This is a genomic window from Campylobacter sp. RM9328 (genome assembly GCF_012978615.1).
In genome coordinates, this window is the sequence record NZ_LIWF01000002.1 from 44,568 (window position 1) to 64,583 (window position 20,016).

At 38.6% G+C, this 20,016-nt stretch carries 19 protein-coding genes; all 19 read right to left on the reverse strand.

Going from position 1 to position 20,016, the window contains the following annotated elements; all coding sequences use genetic code 11:
• Positions 1–2: 2 nt before the first annotated feature.
• Positions 3–1,823, reverse strand: a complete 1,821-nt coding sequence (gene dxs / locus CCAL9328_RS01785; RefSeq protein ID WP_169999919.1) for a 1-deoxy-D-xylulose-5-phosphate synthase — start codon at positions 1,821–1,823, stop codon at positions 3–5.
• Between the two features lie 9 nt (positions 1,824–1,832).
• Positions 1,833–2,684 (reverse strand): flagellar assembly protein FliH, encoded by an 852-nt coding sequence (fliH, locus tag CCAL9328_RS01790; protein ID WP_169999873.1) that lies wholly within the window; start codon positions 2,682–2,684, stop codon positions 1,833–1,835.
• 3 nt (positions 2,685–2,687) lie between these two features.
• A complete protein-coding gene (fliG, locus tag CCAL9328_RS01795) occupies positions 2,688–3,689 on the reverse strand; it encodes a flagellar motor switch protein FliG (RefSeq protein ID WP_194239021.1) in 1,002 nt (333 codons plus the stop codon).
• A 29-nt stretch (positions 3,690–3,718) separates the two neighbouring features.
• Complete coding sequence (gene fliF / locus CCAL9328_RS01800) at positions 3,719–5,422, reverse strand: flagellar basal-body MS-ring/collar protein FliF (RefSeq protein ID WP_169999874.1); 1,704 nt, start codon at positions 5,420–5,422, stop codon at positions 3,719–3,721.
• A 4-nt stretch (positions 5,423–5,426) separates the two neighbouring features.
• Positions 5,427–6,527, reverse strand: coding sequence for a histidinol-phosphate transaminase (gene hisC / locus CCAL9328_RS01805; protein ID WP_169999875.1), 1,101 nt, complete (start codon positions 6,525–6,527; stop codon positions 5,427–5,429).
• On the reverse strand, positions 6,524–7,603 hold the full coding sequence (gene pheA / locus CCAL9328_RS01810) for a prephenate dehydratase (protein ID WP_169936699.1): 1,080 nt from the start codon (positions 7,601–7,603) through the stop codon (positions 6,524–6,526). Before pheA ends, hisC begins: the two co-directional genes overlap by 4 nt.
• A 7-nt stretch (positions 7,604–7,610) precedes the next feature.
• Positions 7,611–8,810, reverse strand: a complete 1,200-nt coding sequence (gene lysA, locus CCAL9328_RS01815; RefSeq protein ID WP_169999876.1) for a diaminopimelate decarboxylase — start codon at positions 8,808–8,810, stop codon at positions 7,611–7,613.
• A 55-nt stretch (positions 8,811–8,865) separates the two neighbouring features.
• Entirely contained in the window at positions 8,866–9,927 is a 1,062-nt protein-coding gene (locus CCAL9328_RS01820) for an LptF/LptG family permease (protein ID WP_169936703.1), read from the reverse strand.
• The gene (gene pth / locus CCAL9328_RS01825) at positions 9,924–10,472 is read right to left on the reverse strand and encodes an aminoacyl-tRNA hydrolase (RefSeq protein WP_169936705.1); all 549 of its coding nucleotides are present in this window, start codon (positions 10,470–10,472) and stop codon (positions 9,924–9,926) included. The genes CCAL9328_RS01820 and pth overlap by 4 nt, the downstream gene beginning before the upstream one ends.
• Before the next feature lie 9 nt (positions 10,473–10,481).
• Complete coding sequence (locus CCAL9328_RS01830) at positions 10,482–11,018, reverse strand: 50S ribosomal protein L25/general stress protein Ctc (protein ID WP_169971973.1); 537 nt, start codon at positions 11,016–11,018, stop codon at positions 10,482–10,484.
• 124 nt (positions 11,019–11,142) lie between these two features.
• The gene (locus tag CCAL9328_RS01835; protein ID WP_169936709.1) at positions 11,143–12,327 is read right to left on the reverse strand and encodes a type IV pilus twitching motility protein PilT; all 1,185 of its coding nucleotides are present in this window, start codon (positions 12,325–12,327) and stop codon (positions 11,143–11,145) included.
• A gap of 9 nt (positions 12,328–12,336) precedes the next feature.
• Positions 12,337–13,335, reverse strand: a complete 999-nt coding sequence (locus CCAL9328_RS01840) for a transaldolase (protein WP_169971974.1) — start codon at positions 13,333–13,335, stop codon at positions 12,337–12,339.
• A 2-nt stretch (positions 13,336–13,337) separates the two neighbouring features.
• Positions 13,338–13,964 carry a phosphoserine phosphatase SerB gene (gene serB / locus CCAL9328_RS01845; RefSeq protein ID WP_169999877.1) on the reverse strand — a complete coding sequence of 209 codons (627 nt, stop codon included), beginning with the start codon at positions 13,962–13,964 and terminating at the stop codon, positions 13,338–13,340.
• 14 nt (positions 13,965–13,978) lie between these two features.
• Complete coding sequence (locus CCAL9328_RS01850; protein ID WP_169936714.1) at positions 13,979–14,473, reverse strand: chemotaxis protein CheW; 495 nt, start codon at positions 14,471–14,473, stop codon at positions 13,979–13,981.
• A 10-nt stretch (positions 14,474–14,483) separates the two neighbouring features.
• Complete coding sequence (locus CCAL9328_RS01855) at positions 14,484–16,808, reverse strand: hybrid sensor histidine kinase/response regulator (RefSeq protein WP_169936716.1); 2,325 nt, start codon at positions 16,806–16,808, stop codon at positions 14,484–14,486.
• Between the two features lie 8 nt (positions 16,809–16,816).
• Entirely contained in the window at positions 16,817–17,770 is a 954-nt protein-coding gene (locus CCAL9328_RS01860) for a chemotaxis protein (RefSeq protein WP_169971975.1), read from the reverse strand.
• The gene (locus tag CCAL9328_RS01865; protein WP_169999920.1) at positions 17,770–18,492 is read right to left on the reverse strand and encodes a UDP-2,3-diacylglucosamine diphosphatase; all 723 of its coding nucleotides are present in this window, start codon (positions 18,490–18,492) and stop codon (positions 17,770–17,772) included. The genes CCAL9328_RS01860 and CCAL9328_RS01865 overlap by 1 nt, the downstream gene beginning before the upstream one ends.
• A 17-nt stretch (positions 18,493–18,509) precedes the next feature.
• On the reverse strand, positions 18,510–19,514 hold the full coding sequence (gene argC, locus CCAL9328_RS01870) for an N-acetyl-gamma-glutamyl-phosphate reductase (RefSeq protein ID WP_169999878.1): 1,005 nt from the start codon (positions 19,512–19,514) through the stop codon (positions 18,510–18,512).
• Between the two features lie 2 nt (positions 19,515–19,516).
• Positions 19,517–20,005 carry a transcription elongation factor GreA gene (greA, locus tag CCAL9328_RS01875; RefSeq protein ID WP_169936722.1) on the reverse strand — a complete coding sequence of 163 codons (489 nt, stop codon included), beginning with the start codon at positions 20,003–20,005 and terminating at the stop codon, positions 19,517–19,519.
• Between the last annotated feature and the right edge of the window lie 11 nt (positions 20,006–20,016).

Genomic DNA, 20,016 nt, shown 5'->3' on the forward strand with positions numbered 1-20,016 from the left:
TATTAATTATCTAATAATAATTTTTGGGCTATTTGTTCTGCACTTATACCAAGATAGTTTTCAACTTCTGCGGTATTACCGTGTGGAATAAAAGCGTCATTATACTCAAAACTTGCTATAGATACGTCATAAATTCTATTGTCTTGCAAAAATGCGCTTAAAATTTCACCTACTCCGCCTTTTTTGGCGCTATCGCTAATGATATACCATTTTTTGCAGCTCTTACTAAGCTCCAAAAGCATCTCTTTATCAAGCGGCTTTACAAATACCAAATCAACAAGACTCACATCAAGGCTATCCTTGAGTAAATTTCTTACACTAAGACCCTTTGCAACAGCATTACCGTAACAAATTATCGCCGTGTCAGCGCTTCCTTTGATTAAAATTTCGCCTTTGCCAAGCCTAAAATCCTTTGCCTCAAATTCATCATTTAAACCAAAAGCTCCACGAGGATAGCGAAAAGCGCTAACTCCTTTGTAATGATAGGCAAATTCCATGGCTTTTTTCATGCTAGTTTCGCAACGTGGGGCAAACATCACAACATTTGGGATAGCGTTTAAAAAGCTTATATCAAAAGCACCCTGATGTGTCTCTCCGTCTTCTCCGACTATGCCAGCTCTATCCATAGCAAATGTGATATTTAATTTTTGTATACAAGCATCATGTATAAGCTGGTCGTATGCGCGCTGCATAAAAGTAGAGTAGATAGCAACGAACGGTTTAAAGCCCTCTTTTGCCATCGCCGACATTGAAGTTACCGCGTGTTGTTCAGCGATCGCCACATCCCAAAAACGCTCTGGAAATTTTTCTATCAAAGCGTCTAGCCCCGTGCCTGTTGGCATGGCTGCTGTTACACCGACGATGTCGCTATGCTCTCCAGCCATCTTTAAAAGATGTTCGCTAAATATTGCCGTGGCTGACTTGTTTGACTGTTTTTTTATAAATTCCCCGCTCTTTAGGTCAAATGGACCAACTCCATGCCAACCGGCAAGATAACCCTCTGCATACTCGTATCCTTTGCCCTTTAAAGTCTGAACATGCACAATAACAGGCTTTCTCATCGCTTTTGCTGTTTCAAAAGTGCTTAGAAGCGAAGAGAGATCATGCCCGTTTACCGGACCTATATACTCAAGTCCTAACTCTTCAAAAAACATACCAGGAGTGATAAGTCTTATGCCCTCTTCCATCCTGCGCGCCATGTAAGCGGCACCGTCTGGCATATACTCTAAAAATTTCTCGACTCTGCCTTTAAATTTTTGGTAAAACTGTCCAGCCATCATCTGGCTTAAATACTTGCTAAGCGCGCCGATGGGTTTACTTATGCTCATTTCATTATCGTTTAGCACGATAACACATGGGTATTTTCGGTCGCCTAACTCATTTAACGCCTCATACGCCATACCTCCGCTAAGCGAACCGTCACCGATAATAGCAACAGGTATGCGGTCTTCATTCTTTAGTTTTATTGCCTTTGCTGCGCCCACGGCTAGCGATATAGATGTAGAACTGTGCCCCGCGATAAAGTAGTCAAATTTACTCTCACTGGGCTTTGTATATCCGCTTACGCCTCCAAATTTACGCAAGGTATCAAACTGATCCCAGCGTCCGGTTAGTAGCTTGTGCGCGTAACTTTGATGGCTTACGTCAAATATAAAAGGATCTTTTTTGACATCAAAAATATAATGCATAGCTACGATGATCTCGACTGCACCGATATTAGAGCTTAAGTGTCCGCCGTTTTTGCTTACGGTTTGTAAAATTTTATCTCTAAGCTTATGGCAAAGCTCGTTTAGTTCTTCTAAATTTAATCTTTTAATATCCAAATTTTGCACTTACTCACCAACCAACATTTTTAACTTTTCAATCCTAGTTTCGATAGTCGCGTCAATGTTTCCAACCTCACTAATAATCACAACCCCACCCTTGCTAATAGCATCATCGGGAATGATTTTGATATTTTCTTTTGCACTAAAGTGCGACTTTAGATACTGAGCGTCGTCCGGATGAACTCGAATTTGGATATTTTTTGCATCGCTTAAATCACGCACCAAAGAGCTTGAGATATTTGTAGCTATGAGTGCCGAATTTGATGAAATTTCTTTTGCAACTATCTCTTTTGCTATTAAAGTAGCAGCATCGGCAAGTTCAGTCTCGCTCTTTTTTAAAAATTCTTCAAATTTATCATATTCGTCATCAAGTTTTGCAATAGATGATGTAAATCTAGCTTCAAGCTCAGCGATCTTAGCTTCATATGATGTGCTTGCTTGAGCTAAACCTTCGTTTCTGCCATCCTCTTTTGCGCGTAAAATTTCACTCTCAAGCCTTTTAGCAAATTCACTTTCTTGGTTTTCTATTTGCATTTGAAGCTTGATGATGTTTCCACTAAGTTCGTCAGTTTTTTTAAGCAATTCTTCAACAAAATTTACATCAAAACCTGCTTGAGGCTGGTTTAAACTTTGCTGTGGTTGTTGGAACTGGCTTTGCGCAGGCTGGATAGGATCAGACTCTTGCGTCTGTGCAACCTGGCTTTGCGGAGTAGCATACTCCACAGCAGGCTCGTCAGAAACCATTAACATCTCTTCGCTGTATTCGTTACCTCTGCTGTCATTACCCAGTACCTTAAAGCGGTAGTTCTCAACAAAATGCGTTGATGCATTTTCGTTTGTTATGACGCTACTTTTCATTTTCTACTCTATCATCTCGTCTGCTTCACCGACTTGGAATACTCCCTGCTCGGCTAGAGCTTGAACTGCTTCTACTATGCGACGCTGCGCCTCTTCGACATCCTTAACACGAACGGCTCCAAGATAGCTCATCTCCTCTTTAAACGCTTCAGATGCACGCTGCGACATATTGCCAAGGAATTTATCTCTAAGAGCCTCACTTGAGCCCTTAAAGGCAACCATAAGGTCTTTTTTATCAACATTTTTAAGAATTTCTCTAATGGCGGTATCATTAAGCGTGATAATATCTTCGAAAGTAAACATAAGCTCTTTGATTGTAGTTGCAAGCTTTTGATCGTTTTGTTCGATCCTCTCGATAGTTGTTTTGCTAGCTTTTTGGCCAAGGCGGTTAAGCACCTCTGCAACGGCTCTTGGACCGCCGACTTCGACTTTGTATGAGGTAAGACTTTCAAGTTTACCTTCAAGGACGGTAGAAACACGTTTGATAACAGACGGGCTGATATCGCCTAAATTTGCCATCCTAATCACAACTTCCCCTCTAAGCTCATCGCTAAAAAACGAAAGCGTTTCCGCCGCACTCGTAGAGTCCATGTGAGCCAGGATTAGCGCGATAGTTTGCGGGTGTTCTTTGATGATAAAGTCGGCTAGTTGCTGAGGCTTGATCTTACTAAGATAGCCAAAGCTTTTTGTATTTTCCATACTTTTTGCTAGTTTATCAAGGATCTTTTGCGCCACTTCGGCTCCAAAAGTTCGATATAAAATTTCTTTTGCGTATTCTAAACCACCGCTTCTCATGTATTGATTTGACTGCATGAGAGCATAAAATTCTTCCAAGATAGCAGCAGCTACTTGCTTGTCTATGTTTCTTGCGGTTGCGATATATCCCGATATATCAGTGATAACATCAACATCCATATGAGAAAATATAAGGCTCGTCGCCTCCTCACCAAGCTGAATAAGAAAAATAGCAATCTTTTCAGGCATAGAAAGGTCATCATATATCATCTTTTGTTGTTCGGTTAATTTTACTGACACTAAATCTCCTTGCGGACGTTAAAGTCGCTATCGTTTCTAACTAGCTCTTGAAGTAACGACGCTATCTCTTCGTTTCTATCAATCACCATATTTCTTATCTTTTCAAGAAGCACATCATATCTAAGCTCATCCTCATTAAAGTCACCGCTAAGACCAAGTTGCTCCTCAACCTTTCGTCTTGCCGCCTTAAATTTCTCAAGTGTATCTTCCGCATCTGTTTCGATCTCTTCAAGCTGATCTTGTAACATTTGTGGATCGTCTTCTTTTGTCTCTTCAAGCATTTTCTGCATAAAGACAACGATGACCTTTTTATAAAACACATAAAGTAGTAGCACGACAAAAAGATATTTAAATATCGGCATAAACGGCATGATATAATTTTGCATAAAACCGTTTACTCGTTGGTCTGTGCTTAAATCATCTTTAAATTTAAATTCAAAATTATCAAGCGTGACCTCATCACCTCTTTGCTGGTTATATCCAATAGCTTGTTTGATCAAATTTGTTATAGACTCTTTTTGTGCGGGTGTAAGCTCTACAAATTCTATCTCACCGGTATCTTTACCGTTTTCATCTTTTTTGCTTTGATACTTACCGTCAACAACGACTGCAGCACTAACTCTAACAATACTTGCAAACTGACCTTTTATGTTTGTAACTTTTTTTGAAACTTCGTAGTTTGTTTGTTGTGAGCTTTTATTGTATTGCTCTCTTATGTTGCCATCTTCAAGACCTTGAACCGGGCCTATATTACTAACGGCACCCGGTACTCCCTGGATCTCATTTGGAGAGGTTCCTTGACGTTTTTCTTCGATATTGCTTTCGCTTCTAACCACGTTGTTTGGGTCATAAACTTCACTCAAGCTATCTTTTTTATCAAAGTCAAATTCTATATTTACCTTTGCAACAACACGCTCACTACCTCCTACTATCGGAGAAAGAACGTTTATGATCTTTTGCTCGTAGTTATTTTCAAATTCTCGCTTATATCTTATCTGCTGAGCGATCATCTCACTATCAAATTCGCCATCCTCTTCGCCAAGAGCTATGCCGTCTTGATTTACGATCTTGACATTTTCTATATTTAAATTTGTAACTGCGGCTGCGACTAAATTTTTAATACCAAAAATTTGCTTTGAATTTAGACTTATACCCTGCTTTAGCTCAACAACGATCGAAGCCGTCGGAGGTGCTTGGCGTTCGGTAAATACCGTCTCTTTGGGTATCGCAATGCGCACAGTTGCTTTTTGTATAGTTGAAAGGCTTTCTATCGTTCTAGCAAGCTCTCCCTCTAGTGCACGTTGAAATTTCACGCGCTGTTCGGCATCGGTCGAGCCAAATTCTTGTTTGTCAAATATCTCAAAACCTATCTTGCTATCTTTTGGAATTCCAAGCGTAGCAACCGCGATACGTTCTCTATAAACATCCGCGGTAGGAACAAGGATAGTACCTTCGTTTGCAAGCTTGTATTTTACTCCGTCTTTATTTAGTTGATCAACTATCAAGGCGGAGTCATTTGGGCTTATGTTTTCAAAAAGCACACTATAGCCTGCGTACGTATCGCCTCGCATATCTTTGTATATACTTAAAAAAACTAAAAATCCCACAACAACGACAACCGAGCTTGCCGCTACTATCCTCTGCTTTAGTGTTAGTTTTTGGTAAATTTGACTTATTTGCTGAAGTAATGCCCGAAAATCCATATCTTCACTTTAACATTTCTTTTAACTCTTTAAGCACCCTATCGTTTTGCCACGGCTGGCCTATGGTTATACGCAAAGCATTCATGCCGTAACTTTTAAGATCCCTTAAAATTATACCTTTTTTTAACATTTTTTGCACTATTTCGCTTGCGTTTTGCTCTTTAAATTTAAATGTAATAAAATTAGTATAGCTAGTGATAAATTCTATATCGAATTCGCGAGCAAATTCCTCATATCTAGTCATCTCTTTGAAGTTATTTTCAAGAGATTTTGTAACAAATTCTTCATCTTTTAGGGCCTCTATCGCGGCTTTTAAACTAAGAGTTGTTATGTTAAAAGGAGAGCGGATTTTACCTAGTTCTGCTATTATATTTTCATCAGCTATACCGTATCCTACGCGCATGCCACCAAGTCCGTAAGCCTTTGAAAATGTCCCAAGATAGATCGCATTTTTAAATTCATTTACGATCTTAGCAGGATCTATCCATTTTTTCTTATCTTTAAATTCCGCAAATTCATTATACGCACAATCAAAAACAACAAGTGTTTCTTTGCTGATTTCATTTAAAAATTTATATACCTCGTCTGCATCCAAGCAGCCTCCAAGCGGATTATTAGGAAGGCATAAAAATATGATCGCGATCTCATCTTTGTTAGCTTTATAAATTTCTAAAAATTCAGTCAAATCATGCTCTTGTGCTTTCGTGCGATAAACTTTAGCCCCTACGTGCTTTGTGTAAATTTCATACATAGCAAAGGTTACGCCAGCCATCAAAACGGCATTTTTTTCATTTGCTTTTGCGTGTATGCAAAATTCTATCACCTGATCACTTCCGGAGCCTATGATTATATTTTTTGCACCGATATTAAATTTACTAGCTAGAGAATTTTTAAGCTCAAAGTAGCTATCGTCAGGGTATAAAAACGCATTTTTAGCCACATCTTTTATCGCGTTTACAACACGCTCGCTAGTGCCAAATGGGTTTTCATTGCTTGCAAGCTTTACAACATCTTTTGGTTCTATTCCAAACTCTCTAACAACAAGTTCTATAGGCTTTCCTGCTTCGTAATTTACAAGTTGGGCTAAATTTTCATTAAATTTCATTGTTCGTCTCCGTTTAAATAGCTTCCAAGCCAAGTGATCTCGGCACCGCATTCTTTTGCTAACGAAAAGACATTTTGGACTTTCTCGTCATCAACATGACCTTCAAAATCAAGATAGAAAACCGACTTAAATTCGCGTTGTTTTATCGGACGGCTTTCTAATTTTGTTATATTTATATTTTCATTTTTAAAAATTTGAAGTAAGTCCACAAGACTTCCGGGCTTATGATCAGTCTTTGCAAGTATCGAAGTCTTAGAGCCTTGTGCTTTTGCATTTTTAAAGTCACTTAGTATAAAAAATCTCGTTCTATTTGCCATATTATCCTCTATGGTGTCATAAAGAATAGGCACATTGTGAAGCTTTGCCGCTATCTTCGAGCAAATGGCTGCCGAGTTTGAATTTTTAGAAGCAAGATAAGCAGCTTCAGCGGTTGATCTTGACGGTATAAATTCCACATCCAAAAGCATATGATCTTCTAAAAATTTACGACACTGGTTATAGCCTTGGGGATGTGAATATATCTTTTTTATATCTTTTATGTTTTCGCACTCGCTTACAAAACTGTGGTGTATGTCAAGATAAAGTTCTGCAACTATCTTAATATCAGGGAATTTTCTAAAACAGTCAAGAGTAGCGCCCACTGCGCCTTCGGTGTTATTTTCGATAGGAACAACGCCGTATTTTACCTCTTTTTGAGCAAGTATATTAAACACGGCTTCTATGGTTGCAAGTGGCAGATAAGAGCTCATCGCACCAAATCTACTCTCCGCGGCTTGATGAGTATATGTGCCTTCAGGTCCGAGATAGGCTATCTTTTGAGGCATCTCTAAATTTCTGCTAACTGCAAAAATTTCAAGATATATAGCCTCTATCGCCGCACGGTTTAAAAGCCCGCCTTTACGATTTATTAAGCGGTTTATTATCGCTTTTTCGCGCTCGGGTCTATAGATAGGAGCGCCGCTTGTTTGCTTTAAAACTCCTATCTTTTTAACAAATTCCATTCTCTCATTTAATTTTGACAAGACAAGATCATCTATCTCGTCGATATTTTTACGAAGTTCGTTTAACTCTTGCATGTTTTTCCTACATCAAATCTTTTTCAAGCGCGACTATATCCTCAAAACTCTCTCTACGTCTAATAAGCCTATCTTCACCGTCTTGCACCGCTACTTCAGCTGCGCGAGCTCGTGAGTTATAGTTAGAACTCATTGTAAAACCGTAAGCCCCGGCACTTTTTACCACAAGCAAATCCCCGCTCTCGCATGCAGGTAGATTTAAATTTTTAGCCAAAAAGTCGCCGCTTTCACATATCGGTCCGACTACATCGCAAAGTCCGGCACTTGTGTTTTTGCCGACAACATTTACATCATGATATGCACCGTATAAGCTGGGACGGATAAGGTCATTCATCGCACCATCTACTACGATAAAACGCTTTTGCTTATTAAATTTCTCATACAATACGCTAGTTACGAAGTATCCTGCATTTCCCACGATAAAACGTCCGGGCTCGCAAACTATCGTTAGGTCTTGCGCGCTTAATTGTCCTAAAATTCCTTGAGCGTAGTCATACAAGCTAACATTGTTTTCATTTTGATAAACGATACCTACACCGCCTCCGACGTCAAAAAATTTAATATCTATATCAAGCGCCTTTAACTCACGCACAAGTTCGCTTACTATACCTGCCGCTTCGATGATAGGCTCGATATTTGTAAGCTGTGAACCGATATGAAAATGCACTCCGATAGGCTCTATATGAGGTGAGTTTTTAGCATAGATATACATTTTCTTGCCGGTTGTGATATCAACACCGAATTTATTTTCATTAAGTCCGGTTGAGATGTATGGGTGTGTTTTTGCGTCTACGTCAGGGTTGATACGTATGCTTATGCGAGCTTTTAAATTTAGCTCCTTCGCGATACTTTCAAGACGATACATCTCGGCTTCGCTCTCTAAATTTATCATTAAAATTTCGTTTTCAAGCGCCTCTTTTAGCTCGTCGTCGCTTTTACCTACGCCGCTAAATATGATTTGATACTTTTTGGCTCCCGCCATGATCGCGCGTCTTACCTCACCGATGCTTACGCAGTCAAATCCTGCTCCAAGCTCTGCTAAGAGTTTTAAAACACTTAAATTTGAATTTGCTTTTACTGCGTAGCATATCAGGGATTTTCTAGCGTGAAACGCATCTTTTAGCTCGTTGTATCTACTTTTTATATGATCAAAATCATAAACATAAAGAGGGGTTTTGTATTTTTGTGCGAGAGCTTTAAAATTCATAAAATAACCTTTGTTAAAATGGGTTGATTTTACAAAAAAAATGCCAAAATTTGGCTTAACGATGCGTTTTTAGAAGATAAAGAGCATAAAGCATGAGACCAAAAACTGGCAAAACTATGCCAAGCTCAGGCAAGATGACCGAATTTTGAGAAAATTTACCAAGCACAAACAGCAATCCCCAAACCACAAGCGTGCTCACAACAAAGACAAATGTAGCAAACGCAAGGTTAAAAAACCTACCCGTAACAGGCAGATGATAGTAAAGTATAAGCACTAAAAACGGTGCGAAAAACGGTGCTATCGCAAGCGTATAAAAAACCGACTTAGCTCCGTCAAGCTCAACACCTTCGTCTTTAAACGTAAAGATAAAATCAAGCACATCAGGTATACTAAAACTCGTTCTCTCACTCGTGTTTGCGCTTTGGATGCTTTTTGGGGTAAATCCCTTGAGCCCTTGACTTCGGGAGATATTTTGCACTTCAAGACCTTTTGCGCCAAGCTCTAAATTTGACGGCAAATATGTAACATTCATGTCTTTTAGTAACCATCTATTATCTTGAAAGTCGGCACTTTTAGCAAATGCGGTTGAGACTAAATTTGTGCCGTTTATATCAAAAATTCGCAAGTCGTTAGCAGTTTTTTCAAGTAAATTTAGCTCTTTTATATATATAAATTTGCCTTCGAATTTTAAAAAAGTATCGGTTGTGCTTTTACCAAAAGTAGCATTTGCGATATTTTTTTGAAATTCGTATGCGTATGCAAACGGGGTGCAATTTAACCCAACGTATATAATCGTTACACATAAAGATATAAAAAACGGCGGTAAAATAAGTGCGTTTTTACTCACACCAAGAGCATAAAAACTGATAAGTTCGTTAGAGCGAACCATATTTATATGCGCTACGATAATAGCAAAAACAAGCGAGATCGGCATAACGTAAGATGTTGCCGTAAGCATTGTAAGACCAACATAAAGCAACTGCAAGTTTGCAGAACTCGGTAGATCTTTTAAATTTGTAAGTAGATCAATACCGACATAAAAAAGCTCAAGTGCAAGAAAGATTATCAAAAACGACTTTAGATAAACCCAGCCGACATATCTGGCATAAAGATTCATATCTCTACGCCTTTTTTGATGCTAAATTTCTGAGAAATAGCATTTATATCGCTTTTTAAAAGCTCAACTACGGCCTCTTTGCAGTGAATTAAAATTTTATCTAAATACTCTTTCTCGGCTTGGCTAAATTCGCCTAAAACAAAATTTGCCGCATTTCCCTTGCGTCCGATACCGATACGAACACGCTCATAGTCGTTGCCGATAAGATTATCGATAGACTTTATACCGTTGTGTCCGCCGCTACTTCCGCCTTTTTTAAATCTTACTGCGCCGAAATTTAGATCCAAATCGTCATGTATCACTATAATTCTATCAGGTTTATAAAAGTCATTTACGGCCTTTACGCTATTGCCTGATAAATTCATATAAGTTTGAGGTTTTAAAAGTAAGGTATTTTTAAATTTATAAAGTTCGCCTTGAAATTTAGCCGAACTAACATCGATAAATTCAGGACTCTTAAGTAGATCTATCAGCATAAAGCCGACATTGTGTCTTGTGTTTTCATACTGTTTTGTGGGGTTTCCAAGCCCCACGATAAGCGTCATCAACCAGCCTTATCTAGCTTTGATAACCCCAAGAACAGCAACACGATCCGTATCAACGATAGTGACACCTGCAGGAACTGCTATGTCACGAACCAAAATCGTATCATCAACGTCAAGCTTACTAACATCTACATCAAATGAATTTGGTAGATTTTCAGCTGTACATTTTACTGCTAAACGACGTTTTGACTGGATCAAAACACCCTTGTTTTTAAGACCTATCGGAGTGCCTACAGGTTTAACAGGGATCATATATCTTGATACAACACCAGGAAGTGCCACTTTAAGGTCAACGTGTTTTAAGTCGTTTGTTACAACGTCTCTTTGGTAGTCAACAATAACAACGTTATATACCTTGTCGCCAACTTTTACATCAAACGCAAGGGTCTCTTTTTTACGTGCCTCTTTTATAAAGTCATTGACTTTAAATGCAGCAGCAATATTCTCTAATCCCTTACCGTAAATGTTCGCGATTAGATAACCATCTCTTCTTAAAGCCTTTGCAGACTTCTTACCGATACTCTCTCTAACGATACCTTCTAACATCGTTATCCTTTCATAAAAAATAAACGCCGAGTATATCTTAAATTTGTTAAATTTAAGATAAATTTAACCAACCGGTAAAGTCTAATTATAGCTTTATCGCCGGTATCGTGACGTTGTGTTTTGATTACAATTTTTTTAGTGCGATTATATCATTGCCGATATCGTTTATGTTTTGCTCTTCGTTTGATGTCTTAGATCTTGATAAATTTACATTTTTTATCTTTATCTCAAGATCGTTTCGTCTGCTTGACTTTTCTAACGCCTCATTGGCACTTATAATGTCGTCTGAGTAAAGCTCGAGCAAATGCTGGTCAAAAGTCTGCATACCATAGGTGTTTTTACTCTCGGAAATAGCCGTGTAAATATCATCAATCTTGTCATTTAATATCGTCTCTTTGATACGAGCGTTATTTATCAAAATTTCAACCGCAGCACGTCTTTTGCCATCTTTGGTTTGCGCAAGGCGCTGTGATATTATAGCGCTTAGAACCGATGTAAAAGTAAGTTTAACGCGGTTTTGCTCCTCTTTTTTAAACATATTTACGATTCTATTTATACTCTCTTTTGCGTCAAGAGTATGAAGGGTAGAAAGCACCAAGTGACCTGTTTCGGCAGCTCTAATCGCTGTTTCTATCGTTTCTAAATCCCTCATTTCACCTACAAGTATGACATCCGGGTCTTCGCGCAAAGAGGCCCTAAGCGCATCGGCAAAATTTAAAGCATCCTGTCCGATAGAGCGTTGGTTTATAATACTTAGTTCGTCCGAATAGACATACTCTATTGGGTCTTCAATGGTTATTATATGTTTTCTTTTGGTTTTATTGATGTGATTTATCATGCTGGCTAAAGTGGTTGTCTTGCCGCTACCAGTAGGTCCGGTTACCAGTATGATACCGCGATTTGTATTGTTACAAATTTTTTCAATCGAAGCAGGAAGTTTTAAGTCGTTAAAATTTGGAATTTTATTTGGTATTGTTCTAAAAACCGCCGACACACCTTCCATTTGGAAAAATATATTCACACGAAAACGATAGTCAGAATTCAGCTTATGGGTAAAATCAACACTTAAGTTATTAACAAGATTTTTAAAATTTGAGCGCAAAAGCTCTTTTGCTAGAGTGATACCATCCTCTCTTGAGAGAATTTTATCACTCATTTTTACTATCTCGCCGTTAAATCGGCCTCTGATATATCCGCCTGACTTAATGTGTAGGTCACTTCCTCCGCCATCTACTAGACGTTTTAGGTATTCATTTAACTCATCTCTTAGCTTAAAGTTGAGCTTGCTGACATCAACGTCAAATTCCATATTTCTCTCTTATTTTAGAGTCTTCATAATATCTTCAAATGCAACCACAAAGGCTTTTAGTCCATCATTTAAAAGCTCTTTATAAGCAAAGTTCATATCGATATCGGCATTATTTACAACTTCAAAAAAGCTCTCTATGCTCTCTTTGCTAGGGGCTTTTTTAGGTGTCGCTTTCTCTTTTATAAATTCTTTTATCGTATCAAGCGGAGCTGTATTTATCGAGTTTTCATACATTAGCTCACGAACATAATAATCAGCCCTTAGCTCACCGCCCTTAACGCCTGTGCTAGCAAAAAGCGCGCGAACATTTGGTAAATTTCTATCTTGTATGATGTGATAAATTTTTGCGGCGTTCATTATGCCAATTTGCCCTTTAGGTAGGCTTTTTTGCGCCATTTTCTCATCAAGAAGTCTATCAAAACGGCTAACAAAAATACTTATAACGCCTTTTGGTAGCGGAGTATTTGGGAAGCGTCGCTTATAAATTTCAGCTCCTGCCTCAAAAGCGTCAAGACAATTTTGTGCTTGCTCAGGTGAAAAGATAAGAGTTGCATTTACGCTTATACCTTTTGCCATAAGCGCGCTCATAGCTGTAAAACCCTCTTTTGTGGCAGGAACTTTTATCATCACATTTGGCATGCCGATACTTGCATGAAGTCTAACACCCTCTTCTATGGTTGCATTTGTATCATCTGATAAATTTGGATCAACTTCAATACTAACAAAACCGTCGTCATCATTTACGTAATTTTTAAGCATCTTACATGCAGCCATCTTAATATCTTGAGTAGCCAATGTCTCGTAAATGCTTTTTGGATGGCGTTTATCACTTTTTAATATCGACTCTTTATACGCCTGTGAACTTGAAAAAGCGCTTTTAAATATCGCCGGGTTACTTGTAGCCCCGTTTATAATCTCCTTATTTAAAAGCTCTAAAAATTCATTATCCAAAAACTCACGTTCAATAAAATCACACCAAAGTGAAAATTTTACATTATTGTCATACATTTTTAATCCAATATCCTTAAAATTTCGCGAAGATCTTTTGTATCAACACAGTGTGTCGCACTCTTTTTTAAAATTTCTTTTGCGCAAAAAGCAACGCTAATACCGGCATGCTTAAACATCGAAGCATCATTTGCGCCGTCTCCTACGCACATAGTTTCATCTTTACTAACACCTAAAATTTTTTGCATACGCTTAATCATCTCGCCTTTTGAGAAACCAAACATCATTTCGCCGCCCACGAGCCCAGTTAAAACACCGTCTTTTTCATGCAAGATATTTGCAAAGCTCTCATCATAACCGATCTCTTCACGCATCAAATCAGTTGCTATATGAAAACCGCCGCTAAAAACGATAACCTTTATGCCACGCTCTTTTAGCCCTTTAACAAGCTCTTTTGCACCGTTCATTTGCTTTAAATTTGAACAAACTTCACTTACCAATGAAGTTGGCATGCCATTTAGCAAAGCCACTCTTTTACTCAAGCTTTCAAAAAAGTCAAGTTCGCCTTGCATAGCCTTTTTGGTTATCTCTTTTACTTTATCTCCTACACCGTAAGCATCGGCGAAAATATCTATCGTCTCGCCGTCCATTAATGTGGAGTCAAAATCAAAAACACAAAGCTTTATCAAATTTGACCTCTACTTTAAAAATCGCGCTTTAAAAGACTTTCGACCTTTAAGATCGTAAGGATGTTTTGATCTCTTTTACCGATACCATAAATCATGCCTTTATCTTTTATCAAAGTCTCAGGCGGCGGATCTATCCTGTTTCTATTTATACGAATAGCCTCTGTTAGCCTATCTATAACAAAGCCTGCGATATTTTCCTCATCCTTCATAACTATGTAGCGAGTACTAGCGCTTTGCTTACTTGCATTAAGCGAAAAACGCTTTCTTAGATCGATAAGAGGGATAACATTACCCCTTAAGTTAAACACGCCAAGAACATACTCAGGCACACTAGGAACTCTTGTAAATTCTATCGGTTTAATGATCTCTTGTATGTTTAAAATAGGTATCGCGTACTCCTCTTCACCCACTACAAAACCAACTAGCTGGATAATATCCTCACTACTTTTTGAAGGCTCGTCGATCTGCTGTTTTTGCCTTTGTAATACTTCGTTTAGTTTATTGCTCATATCATACTCCCTACGGCAACTTTATATTTTTTCTAACAACGCTTTCAAGATACTCAGAAGAGTATGGCTTAGTAATATACTCAGTCATTCCTACCTCAACACCTCTAAGCCTATCTGTTTTTGACGTCCTTGAAGTAACTGCTATAAGCGGTAAATTTCTATATTTTGAATACTTACGAATTTCACCGGCTAAAGTATAACCGTCCATTCTAGGCATTTCTATATCAATTAAAACCGCGTCAAAAACGTGTTCGCCTGATTTTATTAAAGTTAAAGCTTCAACACCATTAGTTGCCTCTATGACAGTTACTCCAGTTGGCTCTAGTGATTTTTGCATTATCGTTCTATCCATTTTTGAATCATCAACGATAAGGACTTTATAATCACTCGGTTGCTCCTTAACTTTTTTGGCTTCTGCGTCTATTTCGGCTCTTATGTTTACTTTTATATCTTTTGCCATTTCCATCATTGCAGCAACATCGATAATAAGAGTAACACGACCGTCACCTCTTATCGTAGCTCCCGCAATACCAGGGATATTTTGCAAATAATCTCCCATTGATTTAATAACAATCTCTTCTTGTCCGACAAGGGTATCTACTATGATACCGAGTTTTGTCTCGGCAACTCCGATTATAACAACATAAGTATGCTCTCCGCCATCAAACACCTTTCTAACGCCAAATACATCAGAAAGCCTAACCAAAGATAAAACCTCATCACGTAAACGAAGAACGTTTTTGCCGTCTATCGTATAGATGTCGTCTATCGGCACGCGAACGGTTTCAAGAACGCTAGCAAGCGGTATAGCATAATACTCCTCTTGCGTTCCAACAAGTAGCGACTGGATAATCGCAAGTGTTAGAGGAATTTTTAGTTTTATAACAGTGCCTTTTCCAACTTCGCTTTCGATGTCGATTATGCCGTTTAGTTTTTCGATATTTGTCTTAACAACGTCCATACCAACACCGCGTCCACTTACGTTTGTAACTTTTGCAGCAGTTGAAAATCCAGGCTTAAATATAAGACCAAATGCCTCTTTATCGCTCATTGTATCGGCTTCGCGCTCGGTTATTATGCCTTTTTCGATTGATTTTGCTTTTAACATATCCACATCAAGACCCTTACCGTCATCAACGATTTCGATAACGATATGGTTGCCTTCGTTATAGGCTTTAAGCTCTACTGTGCCTTTTTCAGGTTTGCCGGCAGCCTTTCTTATCTCAGGATCTTCTATACCGTGGTCGCATGAGTTTCTAATGATATGCACTAGCGGATCGCCTATCTCTTCAACGATAGACTTATCAAGCTCGGTCTCTTCACCTGAAATTTCAAGATCGATTTGCTTGCCAAGCTCGCGGCTAAGATCGCGTATCATTCTAGGGAATTTATTAAACACTTTTGCTATCGGAAGCATTCTTGTTTTCATAACGGCAAGCTGAATATCTGTCGTTACCAAGCTTAAGCTTGAAACTACTTGATTTAGCTCTTCAAGGAATTTTTCACCCTCGTATCTCTCTTCAACATCATCATAAATTTTAAGAAGTCTGTTTTTACCAAGAACAAGTTCGCCGATCAGGTTCATTAGGTGATCTAGTCTTTTAACCTCAACACGTATGGTTTGCTCTTGCGCAACTGTACCGCCGGCTTGTGCAGGGACTTTTTTGTCGGCATCTTCTTTTTTAGCAGCAGGTTTTGGCGCAGCAGCAGGTGCTGGAGTCGGAGCAGGAGTGCTTTGAGCAGCAGGAGCGTTTGTTTTTTTACTTGCTCGTCTGGCTTTGTCTTCGGCTTTTCTAACTTTTAAAAGACGCTCTATCTCAGCCTCTACTTCATCATCGCTTAGACTTGATAAATTTTCATCACTTATATCAAGTTCTTCTTCAGGCTGCGGGGCTACTTCAGGCTCAGGTGTTTGCTCAACAACAGGAGCTGCAACATGCGCTTCGCCTTCTGATATCACGGTTAATCTAGCACAAATATCTTTAATATCTATACCTACGTCTTTGTCGTTGCCGTAATCACGAATGCCGTGCAATAAACCTTTCATCATATCAACAGACTCAAGCACAACGTCCATAACATCAGGAGTAATTTTAAGCTCGCCTTTTCTAGCTTTATTTAACACGTCTTCCATGTGATGAGTAAGCTCGGTTAAAATATCAAAATTTAAAAAGCTTGAACTTCCTTTAACTGTGTGCGCAACGCGGAAAATTCTATTTAAAAGCTCAAGATCTTCAGGATTTGCCTCAAGCTCAACAAGGTCATGGTCTATCTGCTCAATAAGTTCGAAAGCTTCTATCAAGAAGTCTTCCATTATCTCTTTCATATCATCCATTTTTCACCTCATTTTGCAGATTTTGAGTGTGCTTCAATAACTTTTAGCACCTCTTGATAAAATATACTTGCATCAAATTTAGTAAGATACGCTGCACCGCCGGCTTCTTTGCTCTTGCCTTCGCTAAATTCATTACTTAAAGATGAATTAAACACTATCGGAATATCCTTAAATCTCTCATCATCTTTAATGTGTGCCGCAAAGTGATAGCCGTCCATTTGAGGCATCTCGATATCACTAAGTATCACGCGAACCTCTTTATTAATATCCTCACCGTATCTTTCGTAAAGCTCATTCATCTTCTCTAGGCCTTCAACGCCGTTTTTAGCCTCAACTATATTTAGACCCATTTTTTCAAGCGCGTCTTTAACAAGTTTTCTGGCCGTAGAGCTATCATCAAGAACAAGAGCTATACCCTTTATCTTTCTGTCTTCGTCGATGTCAACATCAAGTTTTGGAGAGTAAATTCCAAGCTCTTCAACTATACTTTCAAGATCAAGTATAAGTAAAACTTCGTCATTTTCTATCCTAGTTACGCCGGTTATCTTGCCTTTATCAAGCGCACCGGCACTGCTAGCAAAATTTGCTGGCTCTATGTCTTTCCAGTTGATACGGCGAATTCTCTTTGCCTCATGAACGATAAATCCAATAAGTATCCCGCTAAATTCTGCGATGATAACGCGAGGTTTTATAACGACCCCTGCGCTTGGCTCTACTATATTCATCCATCTAGCTAAATTTACGACAGGTATAACGACACCGCGCAAATCAAAAATTCCTTCAATATATTCAGGAACGCCCGGTAGTTCAGTGAGATTTGGCATTTTTATGATTTCACGCACTTTTGCGACATTAACGCCGTATATACCCTCATATACCTTGTCTTTTGCCTCTTTAAAGATACGAAAATCAACAAGTTCCATCTCGTTTGAACCCGTTTTTAATACGTTGTCTCCAAACATCAATGTCCTTTCAGACTCTTTCGAGCAAAATTTATTTTTTCGTCGCGGTATTCTACAATAAAATAACTTTGGTCGCACGCAAAAGCAGGAAGATTGACATAAATTTTATCGCCTATATCAAAAATTTCACCCTGATGATAGTGTCCCTCTATCACAATATCTGCGCTATAATGTCGCATTTTAGGGCTTATAAAGGCTTTGAAATTTGAAATTTTATAATCAAGCTTCTTAACGGTAAGTCTGTTTAAAATCCAATTTGAAATTTTAAATCCACACAAAATATCTATAAAATTCATAAACATTAAAAACCATTCAAGCCTCAAAAATAAAAGCGCGTATTTGCTAACAAATGGCAAAAAATTATCACCATGAGCTATCTGCACGCTTTGAGTTAACTCGGTTTTAAAATTTACCGGTTGGGCGCTGATAGGAAAAACTTTAACATTTTTAAAGAGTGAGGAGAGGACAAAGTCGTGGTTGCCTTCGATGTAAATAACCTCTGTTTTAAGCGCTATTTTGTTGATAAGCTCGATGTGCTTTTCATAAAATTTCACTGTGTTTTTTGCATGAGCAGCCAAGAAGTCAAACATATCACCCATCAAAAAAAGTTGCGGCGCGCTTATCTCACCTCTATCAAAGCTTTGTAAAAATCTTAAAAAATCATCTCGGTTAACGTTTTCATGGGCGTCAGAGATAAATATCGCACCGTTTTTTATTATCATTTCTTGCAAACGAGGTCCTAGCAAAATTGTGAAATTTTAGGCATGGCTAAATTTTCATCAAAGCCAAACATCAAATTTGCATTTGCTAAAGCTTGAGAACTTGCGCCCTTTAAAAGGTTGTCAATGGCTGAATTTATAAAAATTTTATCTTCCCAAACTACTGCAAAAATATCGCAAAAATGCGTTCCGGCAACATCTTTTACACTAATAGGGGATGTTTTAATACGGATAAATTCTTCATTTTTATAAAATTCGCGCAGAATTTCAAGCGGTTTTATCTCTTTGTTAAGCTTGGCATAAACGCTTACTAACATGCCACGAGTCAAAGGTACCAAGTGCGGCACAAACACTGTTGACATACTCTTTTGACAAAAATTTTCAAGGTGCATTTTTATCTCGTCGGCGTGGCGATGGATTAGCGGGTTGTAGGCGTTTAAATTTTCATTCACGCTTACAAAATGACTAGTCGCGCTTGGCTTTTTACCTGCGCCGCTTACTCCGCTTTTAGCATCTATCATCACGCCTAAATTTGTATCTATGTATGGCAAAAATGGAGTTATGGCAAGTAGCGAGGCTGTTGGATAACAGCCTGGGTTTGCCACAAGTTTTGCGTTTTTTACTTTATCGCGGTTTATAGGCAAAAGCCCATAAACTGCATGAGCTAAATTTTTATCATCCAAATGCGGACAGTAATTTTTCTCATAAAGCTCTTTATTTAGTCTATAATCAGCCGATAGATCAACAACCTTAACGCCAAGCTCTAAAAGCTCGCTCGCATATCTCATGGCCTCTTGATGCGGTAGGGCTAAAAAGACAAGTTTGCATTTTTGAGCGGCTTCTGTTACGTCAGCAACGCTTACTTCAAAGTCCAAAACGCCTCTTAGAGAGCTAAAAATTTCATCTATCTTGCCCTTTGAACTAGCTGCTAGATAGTTTATCTTAAATTCCGGGTGGTTTAGCAAAAGACGTATAAGCTCAAAACCGGTATATCCGCTAACGCCGATGACTCCGACATTTATCATTTCTAATCCTTAAAATTTATCGGTTTATAACATATAGAAACTATTTCTACGTCTATATTACCTTTTGGCAAACTTAGTCTAACCTCATCGCCCTCACTCTTGCCGATAAGCTGGCGCGCCAAAGGCGAGCTTATAGAGATAAGACCTCTCTCAAGGTCGCTCTCACTAACCCCGACTATCGTATAAGTATCCTCAAGCTCGGTATCAACATCAAGTATCGTAACATTTGAGCCAAATCTAACTTTATCATGCACATATGTGCTAGGGTCGATAACTTCGGCGTTTGCAAGAAGTGTGCTTAGCTCTGCGATACGAGCGTCTATGAAGCTTTGCTTCTCTTTTGCGGCGTGATATTCAGCATTTTCTTTTAAGTCGCCGTGACTTCTTGCGATATCTATTTCTATAACTATTTGCGGACGTTGAACATGCTTTAAATCTTTTAATTCCGCTTCTACTTTTTCATAACCGTAAATCGTCATCGGTTCGCTCATTACTTCTCCTT

Bases quoted from the DNA above. Each gene is read 5' to 3' on its own strand.
- fliH (WP_169999873.1), bottom strand. From the start codon at position 2,684: ATGAAAAGTAGCGTCATAACAAACGAAAATGCATCAACGCATTTTGTT.
- fliG (WP_194239021.1), bottom strand. From the start codon at position 3,689: ATGATATATGATGACCTTTCTATGCCTGAAAAGATTGCTATTTTTCTT.
- fliF (WP_169999874.1), bottom strand. From the start codon at position 5,422: ATGGATTTTCGGGCATTACTTCAGCAAATAAGTCAAATTTACCAAAAA.
- hisC (WP_169999875.1), bottom strand. From the start codon at position 6,527: ATGAAATTTAATGAAAATTTAGCCCAACTTGTAAATTACGAAGCAGGA.
- pheA (WP_169936699.1), bottom strand. From the start codon at position 7,603: ATGCAAGAGTTAAACGAACTTCGTAAAAATATCGACGAGATAGATGAT.
- lysA (WP_169999876.1), bottom strand. From the start codon at position 8,810: ATGAATTTTAAAGCTCTCGCACAAAAATACAAAACCCCTCTTTATGTT.
- CCAL9328_RS01820 (WP_169936703.1), bottom strand. From the start codon at position 9,927: ATGAATCTTTATGCCAGATATGTCGGCTGGGTTTATCTAAAGTCGTTT.
- pth (WP_169936705.1), bottom strand. From the start codon at position 10,472: ATGACGCTTATCGTGGGGCTTGGAAACCCCACAAAACAGTATGAAAAC.
- CCAL9328_RS01830 (WP_169971973.1), bottom strand. From the start codon at position 11,018: ATGTTAGAAGGTATCGTTAGAGAGAGTATCGGTAAGAAGTCTGCAAAG.
- CCAL9328_RS01835 (WP_169936709.1), bottom strand. From the start codon at position 12,327: ATGGAATTTGACGTTGATGTCAGCAAGCTCAACTTTAAGCTAAGAGAT.
- CCAL9328_RS01840 (WP_169971974.1), bottom strand. From the start codon at position 13,335: ATGTATGACAATAATGTAAAATTTTCACTTTGGTGTGATTTTATTGAA.
- CCAL9328_RS01850 (WP_169936714.1), bottom strand. From the start codon at position 14,473: ATGAGCAATAAACTAAACGAAGTATTACAAAGGCAAAAACAGCAGATC.
- CCAL9328_RS01855 (WP_169936716.1), bottom strand. From the start codon at position 16,808: ATGGATGATATGAAAGAGATAATGGAAGACTTCTTGATAGAAGCTTTC.
- CCAL9328_RS01860 (WP_169971975.1), bottom strand. From the start codon at position 17,770: ATGTTTGGAGACAACGTATTAAAAACGGGTTCAAACGAGATGGAACTT.
- CCAL9328_RS01865 (WP_169999920.1), bottom strand. From the start codon at position 18,492: ATGATAATAAAAAACGGTGCGATATTTATCTCTGACGCCCATGAAAAC.
- argC (WP_169999878.1), bottom strand. From the start codon at position 19,514: ATGATAAATGTCGGAGTCATCGGCGTTAGCGGATATACCGGTTTTGAG.
- greA (WP_169936722.1), bottom strand. From the start codon at position 20,005: ATGAGCGAACCGATGACGATTTACGGTTATGAAAAAGTAGAAGCGGAA.